The organism is Variovorax sp. V118 (assembly GCF_041154445.1).
GTDB lineage: Bacteria > Pseudomonadota > Gammaproteobacteria > Burkholderiales > Burkholderiaceae_C > Variovorax > Variovorax boronicumulans.
The window spans coordinates 1963792-1985852 of record NZ_AP028663.1 but is presented as its reverse complement, the minus strand read 5'-3'; the positions used below and the strand labels follow the sequence as shown (position 1 = coordinate 1985852).

Here is a 22061-nt window from a genome sequence, read left to right as displayed (position 1 = left end):
AGAGGGGGAGGAAATAGATAAGCCCCCCGGGCTAGTATCGAAGTTCCCCAACTTCTAACCCGAGAGGGCTAGTCATGAGCGAAATCCGCTTCGAGATATGGAAGAGCACCGAGGACGGCCAGTGGTACTGGCATGTCGGCAGTGTTGGAAACAACGAGATCCTGGCACGCAGCACCGACGGGTACGTCAATCGATCGGACTGCCTGCACAGCTTGCAGTTGGTCCGACGCGGCGGTGCCAGTGCTCGCGTGTTTGACCGTGATACGGCTCAGTTCTTGGCGATGCCGACTTGAGCTTCAGCATTTGAAGCTGTCGCGCTCGCGAGTTGTTTTGGAAACTGCGGTGCAGCAAGACTTGCCTTGCAGCCCTTGTAGGCCTGCGCCACCTCACGACCAAGATCGCGGCCGCTCTCGTGGCCGTGCTTGAACTTGAGAGCCGCGATCAACGGCAGCAGAAATTTGAACATTGCGCGCCCTTTTTTCGAAAGCCCAATCCTCCCGAACGCCCTGGCGCAACGCGAACCCTAGAGGGGTAGACCAGGGGCTGTACCCGATCACCAGGTGCAAACTGCGCCCTGCCTACACCTTCGACTATTTCACTGGCCTGCCATGGCCCGCTGGGCAGCACCGGCACCGTACTTGGCATCAAACTCTGCTGCCCGCTTCGGATCGGCCTTGAGGGCTTGAATGGCTCCACTCGGCGGCGCGGCTCGGCTGGCGCCTGCCCCATCAACCCGCTGCACGTCACCTGTAGTTTTGTTGACCCGGTAGATGCTGCCCTCGGTGGTGCTGCCGTCGGCGTTCTTCGTGGTCGGCGTGACCTGCACGCTCCACTCGGGCGATGCCACCTTGCCCTGGGCCGCAAGCAAGGCCTGCTGCGCCTTCGCGCGGTCGGCCGTCGACGCATTCGGGTCCAGCAGCGTGCGGCGCAGCGCGGCTTCGTCCTGGGCCGCCGTCACCTGCACGTCGCGCAGCCGGTTCGCGCCGGCCACTTCGTCGCGCCGGATGGAGTTCGTGTCCGCTGCGCGTCGATCCTCGGCGGCGATGCGCTCGCCCTGCATGCGCGCGGCGGCCGCTTCGCGCTGCGCCAGCGACTGGAAGCCGAAGCCCGCGCGCTGCGCCTCGCCTTCCTGGCGGACCTGCTCGATGTCGGCTGCCGCACGGGCCTGCACAGGAACAGCTGCCGCGCGCACCGCACCTTCGTCTGCTTGGAAGCCGCGGCGCGGCGACCAGGAGCCGCGCGCGGCGGCCGTGCGCAGGTTCGCGTCATCGAAGAAGCGCTGGCGCGCTGCCTGCCCGAAGCCCGCGCCATCGATGATGGTGGCGCCGCCCTGGGGCAGCGTCGCGGCAGATGCGCGAATGTCGGCCGCCTGGGCATTCGCATCCTCCAGCGAGCCCAGCGGGTTCCGGCGCTGCGCCGCGGGCGCGAAGCCCAAGCCGGCACCAGGTGCGGCCTCCGCGGCCGGAGCGACGCTGGCGGGGGCCGACGAGCTTTCTGCCACCGGCTGCGCCGACGGCTTCGACGCGGCAGACACCACCGGTGCGACACCAATGGGCGCGCGCTCGGATTCGGGGCCGGCGAACTGCGTGCTGCGCGGGTCGGTGCGATTGTTCAGGCGCGCGGGCGCGCTGGCCGCCGGAAGAACATCCGCGGGCTGGAACGACGAAGGGCCGGTAGCGACCACGCCGCGCCGCAGCGCCGCGTCGTTGGCATTCGTGCTCAGCGTGCTGCTCGGCTTCGGGTAGACGCCGAAGACGGCGCGGTCGCGCTCCTCGTCCGTCACTGCACCGCCGTTCGCGAAGCTGCGCGGCTGGAAGCCGAAGCCGTCCTGCTCCGACGCTGCTGGCGCGCCGCTGGCGGGCATCGCAGCTGCGCCAGGCGGATGGAAGCCGCGACCAGCACCTGACGCCGCGGGCACCGGCGCGCTGGGTGCGCGCGCGCCGCGCGGTGCGAAGCCCTGGGCAGCCGACGTGCCTGCTGCAGCGCGGTCAAAGAATTGCTGACGCTGCGCCGAGCTGTCGATGACGCCAGGGCCAGCGGGCGAAACGACGGGTGTCGGCGCCGCCGCGCTCGGGGTAGCCTGTGCCACGGCCACGGTGCGGGTGGCTGGTGGAGAGACAGGCGCCGCCGGCGTCGAGTACGGGTCCACCACGCTGTTGGTGCCGCGAGGCGCGCCGCCGTTGATCGTGATCGGCCCGGACACGTTGCCGCCGCCGTACGAGTTGCCCACGCGGGTCACGTCACCGCCATTTGCGAAGAACATGGGCGGCTCTGCCGCTCGAGGCTTGAACCCGCGTGCACCGCCCACTGGCTCATGCGTGGCATCCTTCATCGCATCGAGCGCCTGTACGCCGACGGCATGCACCTGCTCTGGCGGCAGCTGGTACTCGCCGTTGCTGACGCGCACCGGCACCGGCGCGCCCAGGCCGGACAGCGCGCCCTCGCCCAGCTGCTCGGTGGAATCGGCCGGCATGATGTAGGAGCCCACGGGCACCTCTGTGTCGATGGAATCGGACGTGCCGGTGCCGGGCCCGCGGATCGGGCCGCCGTCGGCCTTGCTCTGTCGCGCGGCGGGCGCGAAATGCCCGCCCTTGCGGACTGAGCGTGGTTGAAAGCCGTACATGGGCGACCCCTTGTTGAAACGCATCGCGCGATTCTTCAAGGGGCGATGCCGAACGCAAAACCCCAGAGGGGGAATGCAACAATATGTGCATGGATCACGTTCCGGTTCACCTCATCCCTGCCATCGCAACCATCACAGCTGCATTCATTGCGGGCCTCGTGGCGTTCCTGGTCGCAGTGTTGTCGAAGGAGCAGAAAACATCGGAGTTCCGACAGCATTGGATCGACTCGCTTGGGAACGACATCGCTGAGCTGATCGGAGAAGCGACCCTGCTCCACGAGGTGAGCGACAGGATGACAGGGCAGCCGTTGAAGAAGACCGAGGAGCAGACCGAGGCCCGATACTCGAACCTGGTGAAAGTGCGCACGCTCATCGCTCGGATCGAGCTGCGGGTCAATCCTCGCGAGAACGCTGAGTTCCTCGCTGCCCTCAATGCGATTCGGCGGCCGGCATTTCAAAGGGAAAGGCTCCTCCGCGCCAAGAGGATTGACGCTTTGACTTCAGCGGCACAGGCGATGCTCAAGAAGGAGTGGAAGCGAGTGAAGACCGGCGAGCCCACGTTCAGGCTCACCAAGTTCGTCGCGGCAGCCCTTTTCACCACTGCGCTCATCTTCGGATGCCTCGGGGTTTTTCTGAACCTGCAGGCCGTAGCTGCAGCGCCCGCGGCCTCCATCCCGAAGGCCCCTTAGAGCGAACTGCTGTCGCTGCCGCTGATGCTCGCGCTGGTGTTGATGGCGTTGAGACCTGCTGCTGCCTGGGTGCCGAACATCTGTGCGCCGGCCATCGTGGCGCGCACCTTCGCATCGACCGCGCCGGTGGCGGCCCGAATATTCGCTTCCTCGCCGCGCATCTTCAGGTCGGCATCGGCGATGGAAAGCCGCACGCGCGGCTCGAGGGCGGCGGCCTCGGCGCTGTACATCTGAGTCAGCGCACGCGCGAGGTCTGTGCGCAGGCCGGCCAGGCCGGTCGCCAGCTTCATTGCGGTTTCGGGGCCCAGGATCAGCGTGCGCAGATAGTTGCCCATCGCGTCCAGCGCGATCTGGCGCTGGGCCAGCAGCGACGTGACGGCGAAGCGCACGTTCTCCACCTCCGTCTCCCAGGTCTTGACCATGATGTCGCGGCTCGCCGTGGCGAGCTGCTTCATGCCGTCGAGGCGGATCTGGTTCACCTGGCTGGTCAGTGCGCCGGGCGGTAGCGGGAATCCGCGATCAGCCCAGGACGACATGGCCTCGCTCTCGGCCCGCGCCACCTCGCCGCCGACGCGCGCGCGCTCACGCTCGAACAGCTGCTGCTCGACGGCCACGTTGACACCGGTCCCGCCATCGCGCACCGCGCGGGCACACCAGTTGATGGCGTCCTCGTAGTACTCCGGGTGCGGGAAGTACTCGCTGATGAAGTCGGCCGCGCCCTGCTGCAGCATCGCCAGGATCTGGTCTCGCGAGGCGTTGTAGAGGCTCTCGGCGTTCGCTGGGTCTTCGTCCGGCAGGGTCGGCTTGACCGGCGGCACGTAGCTGGTGTCGAGGATCGGCACCACCACACGCGGCGCAGGGTCGGCCAGCGCGATGGCCGCGCCGACGCGCGTATCGCCCGCGGTCGACATGGTCTGCGCGTTCTTCCACATGGCGTTGAAGGTGTGCGCCACGGTGACGGCGGCACCAACGCCGCCGGTGACTGGGTCGGGGATCGGGACGATCTCACCGGGTCCGGGAGGGGTGACTGGCATATCAAATCTTCCGTTTCAGGTCAGCGACGCGGAATTCCACCGAGTCGAGTTTGAAGTCGCTGCCGTCCTTGTTGAACAGCTCGACGGTCAGGTAGTTGGCTTGCAGCCCGCGGCCCAGCTCGATGCGACGCTGTGCCAGTCGCGGGCCGAAACCGCGCGTCTTGTAGATATAGGAGCGCTCGTCTTCGCCCGTCACCTTCATGTACAGCTCGCCGTCGCCGGACATGCCGACGTAGGCCTCGCTGATGGTCTTCAGGTGACGCGAGCCGAAGTCCAGGTCGCCCAGGCCGATGGCCGCCTGGATCGGCTCGCCGTCATCGTTGGGGCCGGCCAGCTCGAAGAGGCCTTCGTCGCTGGCGCCGTAGTAGTGATTGCCGATGCGTGCGAAGCTGTTGAAGCTGTAGTTCGAGTAGGTGGTGCTGGCGTTGTTGTCCAGGTTGACCACCCAGACCTCGGTGTCGTCGCCGCCCGCGCCCAGCGCGTCGAGATCGTCCGCATTGAGCACGCCACTGCGCATTGCCGCTTCAATGATCGTCGTGATGCTCAGCGCCGAGCCCATCGCGGCCGAAGTCAGCATCTCGGCCGAAAGATGCAGGTTGTCCAGCAGGCCGGCCGACACAATGCAGCCGGCATACATGGTGACGATGAGGAAGCTGCTCGGCGCCATCTGGTCGGACGCGACGAACAGCTCAGACATCGAGGCCAGCAGGTTGCCCTCCATCGCGCTCAGGTGCGCGCTCAGCGGCTCCAGCTCGCCGCGCAGCTCTGCGTAGGCGTGGTCGGCGGCCAGCATTTCCAGCGGTGCGAGCACGCCGGCGAGCGCCGCGGTCTCGCCCACCAGCCCGTTCGCGAAGAACGACATCGGCGGCAGGATGAAGTTGCCGACGGCATAGGTGGGCACCACCATCCCCGATTCACCGTGGAAGGCCAACGGCTCCAGCTCGGCGCGCAGCTCAGCGTAGGCGCCGGCCGCCGCGAACATCGACATGCGCTCGAGCACGCCATCCAGCGTGGCCGTCCCCGGCGTCAAGTCAGGCGCGGAGAGCTGTACCAGCACGGGGTCGAACACCTCGTCGCCGCCTGAGTACAGGCACGCTTCGAGCCGTCCGTCCTGCGTGGGGACACCGGTCGTCACTACCAGCTGCTCCACATCGTCCTTCAGGAAAGCGATTTCGGTGCCTACCCGCTCGATGCGGAAGACCGTGGCGCCGGTGTAGGTGCCCACCGATGCGCCGACGACACCGTTGCGGATGATCCATGCGCGGCCGCGCGCGCAGTAGTAGGCGAAGTCAACGGTGTTGCCGTTGTAGCCCGAGTCGATGCCGTCGTCGAAGTTGATGCCGCAGATGACGCCGACCACGCTCTCGCGCACCTTGAATTCGACGTAGCCGTTGTTGCGGAAGAACGAAAGCGACCGCGCGCCCGCGTTCCAGCCGAGGTTGTAGCCCGTCACGAGCGCCTGGGTCTGACGCGAGTAGCCGGGAACGTAGGGCTGCGCCGGCGTGCCTGGGTAGGTCACTGGCACGACCTCGTTCTGGCAACTCCAGGTGCCCTGTAGACCGCCCCCGGACCCTGGCCCAGACAAGATGGCTTCAGGCACGAACGTGCCTGTGACCTGGCCCGTCAGGGGGTCCTGCGTGTAGATGTAGCGCCCTGGGCCGCTGTAGCGGAACATGCAGACATTGCGCGTCTCGTAGACGGTGCGCGCGGGCACCGGCGGTCGGTACGGGATCGCGGGCACCTCTTCAGAGCCCACCACCGTATCAATCGTCGTGTCTTTCAGAAGTGAGTTGGCCATGATCAGATCGGTGGGGGGTCGGGCACGCGCGAGTCGCTGAACCAGGGAGTGAGCGGGCTTGCGTTGACCGGCTCCCCGTTCTCGCGCAAGTAGGTGATGGAGGTGAAGTTCTTCAGCAGAAACTCTCGTCGCCGGCATTCGGCGCGTCGTTCGGCGGCACGCCGGTCGCAGTGATCGTCCCGGCGCGCACCCAGGTCAGCCCGTAGTCCGTGCTCTTGTAGAGCGAGTGCTTCCCGTCCCACATCGGGCACACCATGACCTTCTTGCTGTACCCGGTGATGCCCCCGGTGTAGTTCTCCTTCATCGGCATCGGGGGGCGCTCGAACAGATCCGTGCCGTTCGGCGTGAGCCGCACGCGCGCCGGGTAGCGCCACGAGTCGTCGCCCGCATGTGCACCGCTGGTCACGTCGCGGGTGAAGATGAGCACTCCGCCGGGAATCGGCAGCAGGCCGCGGCCGGCGAAGAGGAGCGCATCGTCCGGGTCGCCGTCGAACAGCACCACCGTCTCGAACATCGAGCAGCCGGCCCCCGCGTCGATGAGGCCGAGCTTCACCTTGGCGCGCACCCTGGGCGGGTCGCCGGGCACAACGTAGGGCACGACGGCCATGCACACCGAGAAGCGGCGCGACAGCGGCGCCGCGACGAGCCGCGCGCAGCTGATCGCCTCGTTGAAGACCCTGGCGAACGGGAACAACGTCGTGGGCAGGCCGATCACGGTTGCCATTTCGTCATCCCACATCGCTGCCGACGACACGCTCTGCCAGGTGCTGCCCGCATCGAGGCTGTAGCTGAAGTACAGCCCCGGGCATGCAGCCGCGTTCACCATCGACCCGGAGTAGTGGGGGCGCAGGTAGCGGTCCATCTTCATCATCACGCCGGGCGCGAGCGCGACCGCATCCGCATACCAGCCGAGCTGATTGGGAAAGTAGGCCGTGTCCGCCAGCTCCGTGTTTCCCTTGCCGTCGTCCTTGATGAAAGCCTGAACGTGCTGTCCGGCGACCATCACGGGCGCGTGCAGACCCGCGGCGAACGTGTGCTTGCTGCCGTCGAACCAGTAGCTCCCTCGCATGTACACCGCCAGTGTCGAGAAAACCTCGAACGGCATGAAGATCGGCGTCTCGAAGTAGTCCCGCAGCTTCTTCCCGTCGCGCGTGCGCTTCAGCGTGCTCGTGAAAGCCGAGCACGACTTGCCATCGAAGTCCGTGTAGGCGCCGGCGGCAGCGTTGGTCGCCACGGAGCCCAGGCCCTTGCCGTAGTAGGCGACGTGCGCCACCGTGAAGCCACCGTCCACTGGCGCGGGGCCTCGGTCCGAGAAGTTGAACCCGTTCGCCGAGCCGAGGATGCGCGTGCCCTTGCCGAGCGTTTCCCCCAGGCAGTAGAAACCGTCCTCGGCGGTCTCCTGGTAGATGTTCTTGAACTCGCCGCTCTTGCGCACGACGACACCGCCACGGCGTCGCGTGGTGAAGGTGAGCTTGTCGTCCACCATCCAGTTGGCCGCTTGCTGACCGAGGGAGGTGGGGCCGTTGCGAAACTTCCCGTAGCCCATTACGGCGGCGCTCCGATGTCGGTCACGTCGAGCTGGATGCCCGCCTCGATCTCCTGCCCGCTGGTGATGCTCCAGTTGTCGCCTGCAAGACCTTCGTACCACGCCACAGCGATCCAGTAGACACCGGGGTCCAACTCCACATCCATCTGCGAGAGGAAGCTGGTGTCGAAGTCTTCGTTCGAGTCCCCGAAAACGCCGTCGCTGCCGTAGATTGCGATGAACGTGTCGCCACCCGTGTTCGGCGAGGCCATTGTCGAGACGCGGTACCACGACGACGCAGAAATGGTCAGCTTGTACCAGCGGAAGGCCGCGCCGGTGGCGACTGCACCGCTGTACGGGACCGCGATGTTGTCGAAGACCGTGGGCAGGCCTTCGCCATGCAGCGGCGGCGGCGCAGGGGGCGCGGCGGCATTGATCTCGTGCGCGCCACGGAACGCCGTCCAGAACGGCACCTCGGGCGCGAAGCCGACGCCTTGAATGTCGATGTAATCGACGTAGCCGAGGCGCCCACCGCCACCGTTGACCTGCATGCAGAACTGCGCATACACGCCGCTTTGGAGCACGCCGCCCGTGCCCGCAAGAGGAGTCGGCAGGGTGTATTCGACGCCGTCGCGCCAGAAGCGGAACTGGGTCGGCGTCCACTCGATCTTCAGGACCGTCCACACGGTGTCCGAGAGCTGGACTCCAGTGGCAACGCGGTTCGAATCCGAGGTGGTGATGTCATCCATGCCGATGAGATCGCCGTCCGTCGTGATTGTCAGGCCAGGGCCTTGCGGGTCGAAGGCGGGATCGGTGCCCGCCGTGGCGATGCCGAACGCGAAGACTTCGAGCGCCCCAACAGGCGGCGCGTGCTTGCGAATCGCCACCTCAATGGTGATCGAGGTGAAGTCAGGCAGAGCGTAGTTGGCTGGGTAGCCGCTGCTGATGAGTGCATTGCGCATGGTTAGAACGCCGGTTGCTTCATGAGCGCAGTGCCGTCACCGAGGACGATGAAGCCCGACGAGTTGGTATCGTCCACGCCTCCGCCCTCCCCCTCTTCGTTTGGCCCCTCGATGTAGCTGTTCGTGGACTCATCCCAGGTGTAGTCCACACCGACCAACGTGTTGGGCATACGGGCCATCAGGGTGCTCTGCGGGCCGAGCATGTCGTCACGGATGCGCCACGTCGTGCTGGGTGCAGGCGGCGGCGCAATGTCGGGAATCGTGACGACGGACACACGCTGCTGAGCAGCGTTCGTGAAACCAAGGCGGTGCTGCAGGTAGCCGATGGTCAGATCCGCCGTGCGCGCCGTCTGCGCGACGAGGGTGCCGTTCCAGTAGTAGTCCTGCCGCATCGTTCCCACATCCACGCGCAGCGTGTAGTAGGTGTTCGCCACCATGTCGGGTTCGTCGGTCAGCTCGATCGTTTCGACCCCGCCGCTCCCCCACACAGCGATCCGTGGCTTGGCCCCCAGGAACCCGTTCATGGACGCCATGCCATGCACTTCGGTGCCCGCGCTGTCCGAATAGACGCGGAAGTCTGCGCCGTCCCAGTAATTCGTCCCGGGCATCGCCGCGCCGCCGACGATTCGCGAGACGAAGGTGATCTGGTACCCCGTCGTCTCGACGGGCGTGCCTGGCACGAGCACACCGCGCCGGTCGTTGATCCCCGAACTCCACAGCTGGGTGCCGACGACATCACCGCCGGAGATCGCACCGTTCGTGCAGATCGAGTACGCGAGCGGGCCGAACGACTCGTCCGGCGAGCGCCCAGCAGCCCACGTCCCGCCGGCGAATTCGTCGCGGTGGATGACCGTGCCGACCGGTACAGTTGCCATGACTTAGAACGTCGGCAGGGTGATGCTGGCCGCGTCCACGCTCTGCGGCGCGTTCAGCGTGAGGTTCACGCTCGACATGTTGAGATCGGCACCCGCCGTGCCGCACTTGCCTTGCAGGCGCGGCTGGGTTGTGCTCGCCGTACCGTCGTCGGTGCCCGAGACGATGCGAAAGTGCGTGGCAATGCCCGACGCCGAGTTGATACCGGACCACACCTGCGCCGGATCTTTCGGGAGCGAGCCGGCGGCCGCAGCGCCGAAGAGCAGCGGCGCGCCGGTGGAGTTGGCGCTGATCGTGCACAGCGGTGTGCCGGTGGCTGCCGCGTCGGCCGTGGCCGCCTCGGGGCCGCCGTAGATGATGAGGACCGGGTTGGGGATCGACGCAACGAGCGAGCCCGTGCCTAGCATGGCGGTGCGCAGACCGGTGGAAGCTTTGAGGGCCATGAGTTTTCCTTCAGGCAGAGACGAGAGAATTGATGGCGACCACGTTCAACTTGTCGCCCACGCCCAGCACCTTCGGAGACGTGAAGCGCACGGCGCTGATGAGCACGCCCGTGGTGGCGCCCTTGGGGGATGCAGATGCGATGAAGCCGCCGTAGATGGTCTTGTCCGCGGTCATCACGAACTCGGCCTTGTTGGCCCCGTTGTCCACCGAGCCGTTGGCCACCGCGCCGGGCACGAAGGCCACGCGCTGGGCCGAGCTGTAGGCGGTGCACTCGGACGCTTGCGCCGCGATGGTGGAGGCCTTCACGTCGGGCTGTGGGGTGTAGTTCCCTTCGTAGAGGCCGATGTACCAGGTGGCCACCTGCTGCGCGGACTTGAAGATCACGCCGGTGCCATGATCGCGGCCTTCGTCCGGCATGAGGTTGTGGACGCGCTCGCGCTGCGAGACGCGGCCGTCGGGGTGCACGACTTCCACGATGAAGTCGAAGCCGCTTTTGCCGCCTGTGTTCATGGCTGGGTTCCTTTGCGGACGATCTCGGCGTCCATGTAGCTGCGCGCGACGGCGACCGATTGCTCAGCGCCCGCGCGTGTGGAAACGACGTGCTCCATGCCGTCGAACGAACGAAAGAGAGAGGCGCCGCGCTCGGCCGGGCCGAAGGCGACGGCGGCCTCTTGAAGGTTCTGCACGCCACCGGCCATGTCCGCGCGCACCAGGCCGCGCGGCGACTGCCAGTAAGCGGCCTTGGCCGCCGGCGAGCGCACGGCGGACTCGGCGAGCGCGCCGTAGGGCAGCAGCTCCTGGAGCCGCGACCCAGTGAAGTCGGTGAGCCAGTAGGTCTTGTCGGCGCAGATGTAGAGGCCCACGTCGCAAGGCTCCACCACCGTGATCTCGCTCGGGAATGGGATGTAGCCGCTGGCCGGTTCGTAGAGCCCGTAGCGGTACGGCGGCGAGAAATACAGCATGCGGCCCACGGCAACGACCATGCGGCCGTTGAAGTGGCGCACGATGCTGCCCGGCGGCATCGGGGCGGTTTCGATGGTGGGGCAGCGGCGCCCGCCCTCGACAGGAGCGAGCACGCTGAAGCGGCCGTCGGTGGCCGCCTGGGTCTGCCCGAGCACTTCTCCGTTGGGGCCTGACAGATAGAGGTTCACGGCCATGCCGTCGAGCACCGCGTCGCTCAGCTCCAGTCCACCGCCCTCCGGCACGTCGATCTGCTGCACCACGGTCGCCGCCGATTCACCCTCCGTGCCCTGCACGGTGAAAGCGTACAGGTAACGCCCGGCGCGCAGAGCGCCCGCTGTGAGCGACAGCACGGGCGCGCTGTCCAGCCGTGGCGTAGCGATGGCACGGTCCTCGTTATCGACCACGCGCCGGATCTCGGCGCCGTTCGTCCAGTACACCGCGCCGTCTGCGCCCAAGGAGTAGGAGACGGAGGCGCGCGGCATCGCGGGCCGCACCGGCGTCTTCAGCAGGCCCGCGCCGGCCGGGTCCAGCCGCGTGAGCACGCCGTCGATGACCGCGAAGCCGTACTGGCCATCGTGGTCCCAGGCCGAGTGCACGGCCTCTTCCAGGGCGCGCGTGGTACCCGCGCGGCGCTTCACAAAGCCCTGCGCATCGATGTCCACGTTGTCGGCCGCATAGAGGAAGGTCGCGCCCTCCCCGCCCGCGGCCAGGCGCGTCGGCTCGCGCCGGTTGTTGATGCCGAGCGCCAGGGAGTTGAGCTTGACTTCGCGCATGGTCAGAACGGATACACGGTGGTCTGGTGGTCCTGGTCATGCCGCGTCGTTCGGCGCATGTCGCTGCCAGGCGGCAGGCCGAAGTACGCCGTGAAGGCCGCCTCGGCAGCGCCGGCGCGCTTCGGATCGAAGGTGTCGGCGTCGGGCACGCTGAAGGCGCGGTGGAGCGCCCAATCCACCAGGTGTCGGTGGTGGCCTTTGTGGATTTCGGGCTCGTCGCTGTCCTGCGCCAGTTCGTCCAACGGCAGCCGGTAGCCTTCCAGGCGCAGAACGCCGGCCACTTCGGGCTTCGGCGCCAGGCGCAGCTTGGTGTCGTCTTGCACGGCGTGCTCCACACGGCCCGCGGTCGTACGCCAGCCGGGCATGGAGCGATCCAGCTCGCCGGCCGACTTCAGCGTCACCTGCTGTGGCTGTTCGCCGTTGGAAGGCTCGAAGACCAAATAGTCGATCTCGTACAGGCTATCGTGCAGCGGATACACAGCGACGCCCGCCTGCACCGCGATGACGCAAACCGCCGGGTTCGCGCTCTCGTGCAGCAGTCGACCGCGGACGGCGGCCTCTTCCTGCGCTTCGCTCAGCCACGCAATGACGTCCTCTTCCTCGAAGAGGTGTGGTTCGGTGCGATCCTTCGCATCGACCCGGAATGCGGCAATCAGCGCTTCCAGGTTCATGGCACCCCGAACTGGTCGATCAGCTCAACCACCTTGGTGCGCATGTTTTCCACCGACAGGGTCTTGGGCACCTTCTGGCTGAACTGCTCGAGGGCAAAGTGCTGGAGCGATTCCTTGTCCATGCCGTTCACGGTGTCCACCAGGTCGAGGCGGTGGCGCTCAGCCTGTTCCTGCTGGTCGCGCAACTTCGCCGCATCGTTCAGCTTCGCTTCGGTGTCATCCTCGAGCGGCGGCACCTGGCCGGTAGGCGGCTCGCCAGTCGATGCGGCGGCTGGTGCGGCTACGGGCGCAGCGATGGGCACCACCGGCTCCACGACGACGCGCTCGAAGCAATCGGAGTGGCGGAGAAACTTAGCAACCAAGTCCAGATCGGTGATGACGCGCACCTGTCCGGGCGAGAACGGCAGGCTCGAGCCATAGAGGCGGTCGTAGAACGGGTCTTCGCGCCCGATGTACTTCACGGGCACGCCATGCGTGTTGGTGGGCATGTGGGTTCCTTCAGGGAATGGGGATGGGGGAGGAGCAACGCCCTCCCCCGCGGCATCACTTCGCGCCGAGGCGCTCGCCGTGGACGATGACGTCGACGCGGCCGGCCTTCGCATTCACCGCGCCGGCGATGGTCAGGACCAGGTAGGCCTCCTTCGCGAGCGTCACCGGTGCTTTGACCGATGCGGTGCGCAGGCGGCCGGTGGCGTTCAGTACCAGGCCCGCGCCGAAGTAGGCTGCGTCCTGGGGCACTTCAGCGCTGTCGACGCCATCGGCGTACTCGAAGCCCAGCGAGCCGGTGACCGCGGCCGTAAGCGCAACCGACACGATGGTCTGCGAATCCTCGAGGCGGAAGCCCTCGGGGAGCATTTGCAGGTAGACCTTGTCGCCGATGCCCAGAGGAGCCTCGGAGTTCGAGCGTACGGCCGCGCCGGCCGCGTTGGTTTCGAGCGTGGCACGCAGCGTCGTCACGTTGCCGTAGGCGGCCATGCCGCCGAACTGGTTGATGCCCAGTCCCTTGAGTTTGATGTTGGCCATGTGTGGCTCCTTGAGTGGGATGGATGGGACAAGGCCGGGTTACCCCGGCCCCTGGTCATCAGCCGCGCGGCTTGATGATCGGCACCACGGTGTCGAGCACCGTCACGCCGTGGTCGGTGAACTGGGTTTCGTCACCGTGGTCCACAGCGAAGCGCACCTTGGACGTGCCCAGGATTGCGCCGATCAGGATTTCCAGCTTGTCGCCGTGGTCGTCCTTTTCCTCGCTCCAGAAGAACGGCATGCCGCTGTGCTCCGACGCCGCGAAGGCTTGAGCCAGTGCTTGGCCGCCGAGCAGGATCGCGCGGTCAATGGCGAACTTCGTGGTGAAGCTCGCGGGGACTACCGCGTCGGTTTCGACTTCGGTGTCGTAGCCCGCGCAGTAGCGGATCGTGTCGCCCGCATAGAAACGGATCGGCTTGGGCATCTTCACCAGCAAGATTCCGCCCCACAGGCCGGCTTCCATGAGGAACAGCGGGTGATCCTTCGCCAGCCGAGCGCGGGCCACGGCATTCGCCTGGAAGTTGCGGAAGGCCGGATCGGTGGCGAAGCCGCTGTACTGCGCCGGCGACAGCAGCATCACGCGGATGGGGCTGTCGGTCGCGGCTTGATCGCCGTCGAACTGCACTGGGGGCGGCGGCAGCGCGATCTGGTCGATGTAGGTGCGCACGGCGTCGACGGTGCCCATCTTCAGCAGGTCGGTCGAGGCGATGTCCACTTCGCCGGCGTTGACCGTGAACTGGTCGATGGCCCCGGCCTTGGCCATGAAGTGGCGGTTCTTGGTCGGCGCCTTCACGCGGTTGACCATGATTTCCTTGAACATCGGGTGCGTCTCGACGGGGACGCGCCACTCGATGTTGTCGTGGAAGCCGCGAGCGCCGCCCATGTGAACGAGCGTGGACTGGTCCAGGTAGTCATTCATCTTCTGCTGCGCCAGCGGGCGCCCCACGCGGCGCAGGTCCACTGGGCTGCGGATCTGGCTCATCACGTCGCCCATGTCGATCGGGAAGCGCGCCTGGTTGACGCGCAGGCGGTCCTCGGACAGCTTGACGCCGACGCCCTTGCCCTTGGCGTACGCGCTGCCCATGATCGGGTAGCCACCGCTCGGGTTGATGAGGTTGAACTTCACCTCGTCGCCCTTGCCTTGGCCCAAGTCTTGGGCCTGCACGATGGGCATGTGATTGCTCGACTGCTTCTTGATCGTGCTGATCGCGCCTTCGAGCTTGGGCATCTTGCCCGTCAGGCGGTTCATGGTGGTGTTGCGCTGCTGGCAGACCGCGAAGACGCCAGCAGCCTGCTGGATCATTGCCTTCGGATCGCCGTACGACGTTTGCGTTTTGGTCGCGGTCATCTAGACCTCCTTGTGTTGTGGTGCTGTGTGTGCCTGTCGGCTCACAGGGATCGGTTCAGGAACGCATCGATCTGGTCGGGCGTCATGCCTTGCATGGCGTCAGCCATCGATGCGGGGTCCATCGCCGCCAGCCGCTCGTGCGGCGACTGCGCATCCGCGCGCCCGCCCGGGATGTCCGAGAGAGAAGCGGGAACGGCAGTCGCTGCAGCGGCGATAGCGGCCCGTGCCGCGGCCGTTGGGTCGGCTACGGCGGCTTGGCTTTTTCCAGGGGCCTGAGTGCCCTTCTTGAAGTCGTTGAACAGCTCGATGACCTGCTCGGCGGAGCCCTTCTCCAGCACGGCTCGCAGCGTGGGCTGCAAGTAGCTGGGCTGAGTGCCGATCCACTGTTTCAACTCGGCGCTCTCCGCTACGGAGTCGGCGTCGGGGTGAGCCTTGTAGATCGCGCCCAGGTGGGCGTCCTGCGCCGCCTGCTGCTGGTGCTGCTGGAACGGCGCGAGTGCCTTTCCAACCTGAGCAGTCACCTGCTCCTGCACGCTCTGCGCAATAAGCGTCTGGATGCCTTTGGCGAGCGCCTCCTCGGAGAAGTCCCCGAAGATCACCGGATCAACGCCCTTGTCGATGGCCGCTTGCGCGGCCGCCACCTGGTTGTCGGTCTTGGTCGGCGTCTGCCCGGCATCCGCGCGCTGCTGGGCTTCGGTCTGCAGGTCGGCGAGCTGACGCTGCGCGGCCTCGGCCTGAGCCTTCCAGTGCTGCTCGCCCTCGCGCGCCTGCGCCAGCTTCTCGTAGGGGATGGTGTGGACACCATCCTTTGCGAGCACGACCGACTTGGCGGGGTCGAGCTCGACATCGACTGCTGGTGCCGGCGCAGCGGCGGATGCAGCTGCCGGCGCAGCGGTGCTGTTGTTCTTCTGATCGTCGACATTGCCCGCGCCTTCCGGTGCGGGTGCTGGTGCAGCAGTGGTGGTCGTGGGCGCGCCACCGTTGTCCAGCCCGAAGCTGGTATCGCCCGATTCCGCCAGCTCGAGGAACTGTGCGGCCTGCAGCGGCGTCAATGCGCCGTCGATCTCGTTGTTCTGGAAAAAATCGTTGGTTGATGTCGTCATGCCTGTCCCGCCACATATCGCCGTGGCCGCAAAGGGCCAGCAATCCGGTGCGAGCAACGTGGGCCCGCGCCATCTGCCTTGAATCCACGGCGTCGCCACCGTGACCCTCGCCCCAACGCTCGTGCGCGGTGCTTGAGAGTTAGTGTCGAAAGACAGGGGGCAAAGACGAAGCCCTACAGGGGGTAGAAGGGAGATACCGCGCTACTTGCGCCCATTCGTTGCGTTCCCGCAGGACGAGTCCGGGAATGCTGAGTTGGAGCTGCAGGCCGGCTTCACAGTGATCGTCTGCGAAACGTAGTCATGTCGCGGGCATTCACCTATGCGACGGGCCGGAAACTGCGCCATAATCCAACCATGCACCTGAGCTTCACGGGTGCATCCTCCAAACAAAGCCGCCTGGGCCTACAGGCGGCTTTTTTTCGTTTCAAGCTACCAAAACATGACGTGAGGACGAGATGAGTTCTGAACTTTCGCGGCTGAAAGCTCGCAAGAAATGTAGCAAGCAGGTGGACGAGATCTATGGCGAAGCCCAGAGGGCATACCTGATCCACTATTCCTGTCAGTCGTTCTACGACAACACCTCGGGCAACTCCACCCGCATCACTTCCATTGCAGTTCGCAATTTGGAATCTGGTCAGACCAAGTCTTTCTCCATGTACAAGTCTGCGGAGCTTTCCGGTCAGCAGAGCAATATCCAGGGAAATATGGACGCTCTTGAGCGATCAATGCTCCAAGACTATTTCACCTTTCTCAACGCCAACCACGAAGCTACGTATTTGCACTGGAACATGCGCGATGAAAACTACGGTTTCGCCGCGTTGGAACATCGATTCCGAGTGCTTGGTGGATCACCCTACGTGCTGTTGGACAACCGCAAATTTGATCTGGCACGAGCCTTGGTGACCCTGTACGGTCGTCAGTACGCCCCACACACCTCTCCGAGCGGCCGCAAAGGCCGACTTATGAGCATCGTTGAAATGAACCACATCGCCGATGCCGACGCGCTCGAGGGAGCAGCGGAAGCTGCGGCATTTGAGAGCGGACAATATTTAAAACTGCACCAGTCCACACTCCGAAAGGTGGACATCATGGCAAACATCTTTGACCGTGTGCATGGGAACTCACTCGAGACTAAAGGAACGTTCGCAGATCGTTACGGGTTTCACTGGTCGCTTATCGGCGAGCTTCTCAAAGGCAGCTCTATCGTGAAAACGATTGTGGTTTTCGGCTCCATCGCGGCCGCGCTTGTCGGCTTCGCGAAGGCGTGGCAGCTCTTTTTTCCATGACCGCTAGCTCAGATTGTCCGACGTAGCGACCGTTTCGACGCCGTGCATGCCGGTGCCAACATCCGTCGGCCGTGGTGGGAACGTCGGGCTGGTGTTCTCGCGCACAGGTAGCGCTGCGTCTGGCCCGTTCGCAGCTTCCGGCGAGGCCGCAGCGCCGCCGCCCTGGATATAGGGATGCGGCACGTTCATCGCGGCCATCGCTCCCGGCGTTGGGAAGTTCGGATCGTCGCCGCCCGGAGTCGGCCTTTGGTAGCCGGCCCCCTGCATGATGGCGTCGGCGATGGGCGCGATCATCGGCATCTGCGCCACCTGCGCGCCGCCCTGCATCGCCGCGAAGGCTGCTTGCACGCCGGCCTGGACAGCCTGAGCCATGATCTGCTTGATCTGGGCGTCGGTCAGCCGCTCCTTCATGTCGAGTTCACGGGCCTTCAGCTCGTGGCCGGCCAGCTTGACCTCCTGCGCCACACGCTCCTGGATCTGGCGTTCGATGTCTTCCGGTGATGCCTGCTGACCCGCGCTGCGCAGCGCCTCCACGAGGTCGCGCTTGAACGGCACGTCCATGAGCGAAGCGAGGAACGGCATGGCCGCTGCCTGGTACTGGGCCGGCAGGCTCTTGACCGCTTCGGACATCGCGTTGAGCTGCTGGCCGCGGTACGTGCGTGAACTGGGCACATCCTCGAGGCCCACCTGAAGGCGGATGCGCTGCAGATCGTTGCTGAGATAGGAGGTGCCCGTCTGCGGGTCGGTCTCAGGCTTGTTGATGACCACGGTTCGGTCGGGCGTGATGGCATCGCCCTCGATGACCACCGAGTGCTGCTCACGGCCCATGTCTTCCACGATCATCGCCAGCAGTAGCTCGCCGACCTGCGTACGGCCGGCGCTGAAGTTGTCCATCAAGTGCGCGAGGCCCTGGTTCGCCTGCTCGACCTGCGTCTCCTCTTGAACACCACTGGTGGCCGTGCCGCGCCGGCCGGAGAACGCGCCGGCGGCCGCGGGTGACACGCGCTCGAGCGCCATGCGCGCATCGTTGAGCATCTGGAGCTGCTGGTCGGTGAGCTGCACGTCGCGCTTCACCTCGAACCGAGCTCCCTGTTGCGACATCGCGCCTGCATTGAGCACGATGTCGGCGTTGCGACGGCCGACCTGGCGCCGCAACTGCTCATCGGTCATGTCCACCGCGCCCTTCGTGCGCTCGACGCGGTAGGCGGTCATGCCCCAGGTCATCGCGGCGGTGCCGCTGTTCAGGCGGTCCTGCTGGAAGATCATGCCGCGCACAAGGCCGTAGGGCACGCGCGTACCGTCCTCGCGGAACCCCCAGAAAGGCACGTAGGGGAAATAGCGATGCGTGTACGGCGTGGGCCCATCGTGCAGGCAGTGCGGGCCGAGCCAAAAGCTGCGTCGCACGCGCGAGACCACACTGCGCTGTGGTCGCACGAAGCCGCGCGCCAGCGCATGGTTGTGCAGCGCGTTGTCCTTGTCGTACTCGACGACGCGGCCGTCCGGCGAGCGCAGCACGATGGCGTCAACCCAGCGGCGATACCAGACCTCCGACAGGCACATGTCCTTGCTCACTGGGTCGTACCAGTGGTGTTCGGATACCGTCCAACCACGCGCCGCATCCCATGCGCCCGAGGTCAGCCCAGTCGAGCCGCCACCGTCGAGCGCCTCAGGCGACAGGTTGACCCACCACGACTGGCCGTGCCGCCCGCACTCTCGGATCAGCTCCTTGTGCTGCGGAAACACCTTGGCGATGCGACTGGGCTGAAGCCAGCGCTCGCGGCGCAGGTAGCGCGCGTCGCTCAGGTCGTCTTCCTTGGCGTAGAAGTCCCAGTGAATCTCATTGCGATGGACTGACGTGCACCGATACGGATACTTGAACGGGTCCGACTCGCGCGAGACCTCCACCCAGCCAAGGCCAACGGCAGCCTGGGGCCGGAATGCAGCGGAGCACGCGCGATCGGCCTTCGAGTGGCGCTCGGCCTCGTTGAGCCGGAAGTTCAGCGCGTCGGCCACGTCCTGACCCTCCGGTTGGCCGTTGGGCGTCACGCGCCAATCGGTGCGCACCTTAGCCTCGTAGCCCTGAATCGCCAGCAGCGCCGGGCCGATCAGGTCTTCCTTCGCCGGCGGAATACCCAGCTCCTTCTGCGCCTTCAATAGCTCGGTGTCGAGCTGATTGCCGTCGGCGTAGTCCAGCTCCTTGTCGGCCACGCCGCGCCACGGCGGCTGCTGCTCGATCTCGTAGATGAACTGGCGGTACTCCTCCAGCGAGAGCGCGCCGGCGGCTTCGATGTCGTCGACGGCGTCGTTGGTGGTGTTGATGTCGTTGGTCATGGGTGCTCCTACACGCGCCAATGCAAGGCGGGTGCTTCTATGTATGCGGTGCTCTCGGTGAGGTTGGCCAACAGGCCGATTTCCTTGGCCTGAGCCCATTGGCGCAGCGCGTCGGCGCCTTCGCTGCAACCGTTGCTCTTGTCGGGCTGGTCGAGGTAACGGTTCTCGGAGCGGCTGAACTTCTTGCGGTAGCCTTGGATGCGCTCCATCCCCTGCTTGCATCCCTCCTGATCGAACCACGCGCCCTTGAGGTGCTTGCGCGTCATGCTGATACCGGACATCAACTCCGTGATCGCCGGCACGATGAAGAAGGTGTGGCCGGGCAGCAAGGCCTGCAGCTGATCGCGCGTGCTGTGGTTGAAGTCGCCAAGCCGCTTGTGGTCGGCATCGTGCGGCAGAAAGTGCGCGCCGAACAGAAAGCCGGTGTTCTTCAGCTGCGCAGCGTAGTGGCGCAGGTCCTCGTTGTGCTCTTCGTAGTAGCGGATGAAGCGGGCCTCGCCGCGCAGCTCCTGCATGAACCAGATGGCCGTGCCGTCCTTGTTGCCGATGTCCCAGAACGTGAAGACGGGAAGGTCCAGCACGGGCACCGACGTGATGCCGCCGCGCTTGCGCAGCTTCACCATGTCCTTGGCGTAGTAGTTGCCCTCGGTGCTGACCTGGAACGCTTCGTCGGGCGTGGAGGGGTACTCCTGCCACATGCGCTCTTCCTTGCCCGGGAAGTCCGCCTGCTGCGTGGCGACGTACCAGGCGCGCTGGTCCATGTTGATCTTGCAGGCCATCTCCTCTTCGATGCGCTCGAAGTATTCGTGCTGCTCGACCGTAATGGGCACCAAGCCCGGGTCCATGGCGTAGTTCGGTTCCTGCCACCACGCATAGAAGTGGAAGCGATAGTCGCGCACGGTGAGCAAGCGGTGGCCGAAGTGCAACGCCTGGGCGCGCTTGGCGATCTCGAAGAATTCGCCCTCCTGCCCTTCCGCGGTGCTCTCGATGACAAGGATGCCGTTCTTCGGCACGGCCGGAATCGAGCCGGTGACGACCTCCTGCGCCTTCTCCGGGTACTTCGCGCAGATCTTTCCGAACTCGCTGATGTGCAGCCGGTGGATGGTGCCGGAGCGCATCGACGTGGCGACGCGCACGCTGCTGTTGTTGTGGGCGAACAGAAGCTCGACGGCGCTGTCACGCGCGAGCGGAAAGCGCTGGCGGATTTCCTCGGGGAGGTTGTCGTAGGCGAACTTCACCTTGTCGCGGAAGATCGCCTCGGCCGCCTCGCGGTCCTGCGCGATGATGCCGCAGCGCTGGTCGGCGTTGAACAGCGCGTGGTCCAGCCACAGGATGGCAATGAGCGTGGTGAAGCCGAGCTGGCGGGCCTTGAGGATGAGGTTCCGGTGCCAGAGGCGACGTAGGAAGCGCCGCTGCGCGCCGTTGGGCTTGAACGGCAGCACGAACGACTCGACCGGCTCGCCCTCTTCCGCGTCGTCGCCCTTCACCATGATCTTGTACAGGCACCCGCTGAACAGGCGCCATTCCGGGTCGGCCAGGCAGCGCTGCAGCTCCTCCGCGTTGGTAGGCAGAGGACGCAGTGGGGTGTCGTGGACGACTCGGGTCCGGCCGGCCACGGTCAGCCCTCGTCTTCCACGTCGGCGCGTGGCGCGAAGGCGCTGGGCGCCGCAGGCGCTGCATTGCGTTCCGGGTCGTTGGCGACCGGACTGAACCCATTGCCGCTTCCCTTTGCGATGGCGTGCAGCAGCGCCGCGAGCGGGTCGGCCTTCTGCTGGTTGTCCTTCTCGTAGAGGCCCAGGTGCTTGAAGAGCTTCTCGGCGAAGGCTGCCTTGTCGTGCGTCAGCACCTCGATGCCGTACTTGCCGTGCTTCGCGCCGGCATACAGTGCCGCGGCGCCAGGCGACAGGTTGCGGGTGTCGGCCAGCACGGCGCGCGCGTGGCCATCACCGCCGCATTCCGGGCACGACAGATGCGGTGGCTTGAGTGGATCGAAGCCGATACCGCCCTTCTCGTCGAAGTCAGCCAGGCTGCCAGCCTTCAGGGCGTGTTGCTCCTGGTCATGGTTGAACTCACCGAGGGTGCGCTGGAACTTGAAGCCCTCGCCATAGCAGTGGCGGCAGCAGCCCACCTTCACCTGCACCAGCTCGCGCGGGTCGGCGAAGACGATATTCCAAGCCTCGAGCACCACACGGTCAGCCTGGATGTGCGTGCGCTCCTGCTGTCGCTGGCGAGCATCCGCAACGGCAATCTGGATGTACGGTTTTGCAAGGTTCTCGGAGGCCATCTGTCGGGCGGTGTCGACGCTGTAGCCCGCCCGGATCGCAGCCTGCGTGCCGTTCAGGTCCACGAGGTACTCGTCGACGAAGCGCTGCTGCAGGGGGGTGAGTCCGAGCTGCGGGCTCTCGACAGGCGCGGGCTTGACCTTCCGGGGTGCCCTCTTGGACTTCACAGGCGCGGCTGCTGCCTTCTTGCGCGCAGGAACACCCGCAGCCTTCTTCCGGGCGGCGGGCTTCGGTGCTGGGGTCTTGCGGGGCGCCGGTTTCTTTCCCGCTGGTGCTGTTGCCATGCCCGGCAGTTTTCCGAGCATGGCGGATTGCGTCGAACCCTACAGGGGT

Annotated in this window: 21 protein-coding genes; 3 read left to right on the top strand and 18 right to left on the bottom strand. The window is 65.9% G+C overall.

Going from position 1 to position 22061, the window contains the following annotated elements:
* The first annotated feature begins 74 nt into the window (after nt 1–74).
* The gene (locus tag ACAM52_RS09020; protein WP_369646788.1) at nt 75–293 is read left to right on the top strand and encodes a YegP family protein; all 219 of its coding nucleotides are present in this window, start codon (nt 75–77) and stop codon (nt 291–293) included.
* On the opposite strand, the gene ACAM52_RS09015 is transcribed toward ACAM52_RS09020, so the two are convergent.
* Together ACAM52_RS09015 and ACAM52_RS09010 are read right to left on the bottom strand one after the other, a co-directional pair.
* A complete protein-coding gene (locus ACAM52_RS09015) occupies nt 269–466 on the bottom strand; it encodes a hypothetical protein (RefSeq protein WP_369646787.1) in 198 nt (65 codons plus the stop codon). The two genes, ACAM52_RS09020 and ACAM52_RS09015, sit on opposite strands and share 25 nt — an antisense overlap.
* Before the next feature lie 129 nt (nt 467–595).
* Complete coding sequence (locus ACAM52_RS09010) at nt 596–2647, bottom strand: hypothetical protein (RefSeq protein ID WP_369646786.1); 2052 nt, start codon at nt 2645–2647, stop codon at nt 596–598.
* A gap of 65 nt (nt 2648–2712) precedes the next feature.
* On the opposite strand from ACAM52_RS09010, the gene ACAM52_RS09005 reads away from it, so the two are divergent.
* A complete protein-coding gene (locus ACAM52_RS09005; RefSeq protein ID WP_369646785.1) occupies nt 2713–3312 on the top strand; it encodes a hypothetical protein in 600 nt (199 codons plus the stop codon).
* Here ACAM52_RS09005 and ACAM52_RS09000 read toward each other — a convergent pair.
* The 13 genes from ACAM52_RS09000 to ACAM52_RS08940 all read right to left on the bottom strand — a co-directional run bounded on the left by ACAM52_RS09000 (nt 3309) and on the right by ACAM52_RS08940 (nt 15829).
* A complete protein-coding gene (locus tag ACAM52_RS09000) occupies nt 3309–4346 on the bottom strand; it encodes a hypothetical protein (RefSeq protein ID WP_369646784.1) in 1038 nt (345 codons plus the stop codon). The genes ACAM52_RS09005 and ACAM52_RS09000 overlap by 4 nt on opposite strands.
* A gap of 1 nt (nt 4347) precedes the next feature.
* The gene (locus tag ACAM52_RS08995; protein WP_369646783.1) at nt 4348–6144 is read right to left on the bottom strand and encodes a hypothetical protein; all 1797 of its coding nucleotides are present in this window, start codon (nt 6142–6144) and stop codon (nt 4348–4350) included.
* A 112-nt stretch (nt 6145–6256) separates the two neighbouring features.
* Nucleotides 6257–7690: a hypothetical protein gene (locus ACAM52_RS08990; RefSeq protein WP_369646782.1), complete on the bottom strand. Its 1434-nt coding sequence runs from the start codon at nt 7688–7690 to the stop codon at nt 6257–6259.
* Nucleotides 7690–8631 (bottom strand): hypothetical protein, encoded by a 942-nt coding sequence (locus tag ACAM52_RS08985; RefSeq protein WP_369646781.1) that lies wholly within the window; start codon nt 8629–8631, stop codon nt 7690–7692. The genes ACAM52_RS08990 and ACAM52_RS08985 overlap by 1 nt, the downstream gene beginning before the upstream one ends.
* 2 nt (nt 8632–8633) lie before the next feature.
* The gene (locus ACAM52_RS08980; protein ID WP_369646780.1) at nt 8634–9506 is read right to left on the bottom strand and encodes a hypothetical protein; all 873 of its coding nucleotides are present in this window, start codon (nt 9504–9506) and stop codon (nt 8634–8636) included.
* Nucleotides 9507–9509: 3 nt separating this feature from the next.
* Nucleotides 9510–9947 carry a hypothetical protein gene (locus tag ACAM52_RS08975; RefSeq protein WP_369646779.1) on the bottom strand — a complete coding sequence of 146 codons (438 nt, stop codon included), beginning with the start codon at nt 9945–9947 and terminating at the stop codon, nt 9510–9512.
* Between the two features lie 10 nt (nt 9948–9957).
* Nucleotides 9958–10458 carry a hypothetical protein gene (locus ACAM52_RS08970; RefSeq protein WP_369646778.1) on the bottom strand — a complete coding sequence of 167 codons (501 nt, stop codon included), beginning with the start codon at nt 10456–10458 and terminating at the stop codon, nt 9958–9960.
* The gene (locus tag ACAM52_RS08965) at nt 10455–11684 is read right to left on the bottom strand and encodes a hypothetical protein (protein ID WP_369646777.1); all 1230 of its coding nucleotides are present in this window, start codon (nt 11682–11684) and stop codon (nt 10455–10457) included. The genes ACAM52_RS08970 and ACAM52_RS08965 overlap by 4 nt, the downstream gene beginning before the upstream one ends.
* A 2-nt stretch (nt 11685–11686) precedes the next feature.
* The gene (locus ACAM52_RS08960) at nt 11687–12355 is read right to left on the bottom strand and encodes a DUF6682 family protein (RefSeq protein WP_369646776.1); all 669 of its coding nucleotides are present in this window, start codon (nt 12353–12355) and stop codon (nt 11687–11689) included.
* A complete protein-coding gene (locus tag ACAM52_RS08955) occupies nt 12352–12843 on the bottom strand; it encodes a hypothetical protein (RefSeq protein WP_369646775.1) in 492 nt (163 codons plus the stop codon). Before ACAM52_RS08955 ends, ACAM52_RS08960 begins: the two co-directional genes overlap by 4 nt.
* A 55-nt stretch (nt 12844–12898) precedes the next feature.
* Nucleotides 12899–13378 carry a hypothetical protein gene (locus tag ACAM52_RS08950; protein ID WP_369646774.1) on the bottom strand — a complete coding sequence of 160 codons (480 nt, stop codon included), beginning with the start codon at nt 13376–13378 and terminating at the stop codon, nt 12899–12901.
* A gap of 58 nt (nt 13379–13436) precedes the next feature.
* Nucleotides 13437–14726, bottom strand: coding sequence for a N4-gp56 family major capsid protein (locus ACAM52_RS08945; protein WP_369646773.1), 1290 nt, complete (start codon nt 14724–14726; stop codon nt 13437–13439).
* Nucleotides 14727–14767: 41 nt separating this feature from the next.
* On the bottom strand, nt 14768–15829 hold the full coding sequence (locus tag ACAM52_RS08940; protein WP_369646772.1) for a hypothetical protein: 1062 nt from the start codon (nt 15827–15829) through the stop codon (nt 14768–14770).
* A 455-nt stretch (nt 15830–16284) separates the two neighbouring features.
* Between ACAM52_RS08940 and ACAM52_RS08935 the strand changes: the two genes are divergently transcribed.
* The gene (locus tag ACAM52_RS08935) at nt 16285–17115 is read left to right on the top strand and encodes a hypothetical protein (RefSeq protein ID WP_369646771.1); all 831 of its coding nucleotides are present in this window, start codon (nt 16285–16287) and stop codon (nt 17113–17115) included.
* Between the two features lie 3 nt (nt 17116–17118).
* On the opposite strand, the gene ACAM52_RS08930 is transcribed toward ACAM52_RS08935, so the two are convergent.
* From ACAM52_RS08930 to ACAM52_RS08920, 3 genes are read right to left on the bottom strand one after another with little or no spacing between them, the layout of a single operon-like run.
* Complete coding sequence (locus ACAM52_RS08930; protein ID WP_369646770.1) at nt 17119–19446, bottom strand: hypothetical protein; 2328 nt, start codon at nt 19444–19446, stop codon at nt 17119–17121.
* 8 nt (nt 19447–19454) lie between these two features.
* Nucleotides 19455–21062: a terminase gene (locus tag ACAM52_RS08925; RefSeq protein WP_369646769.1), complete on the bottom strand. Its 1608-nt coding sequence runs from the start codon at nt 21060–21062 to the stop codon at nt 19455–19457.
* A gap of 2 nt (nt 21063–21064) precedes the next feature.
* A complete protein-coding gene (locus ACAM52_RS08920; protein WP_369646768.1) occupies nt 21065–22033 on the bottom strand; it encodes a terminase small subunit in 969 nt (322 codons plus the stop codon).
* Nucleotides 22034–22061 lie beyond the last annotated feature (28 nt).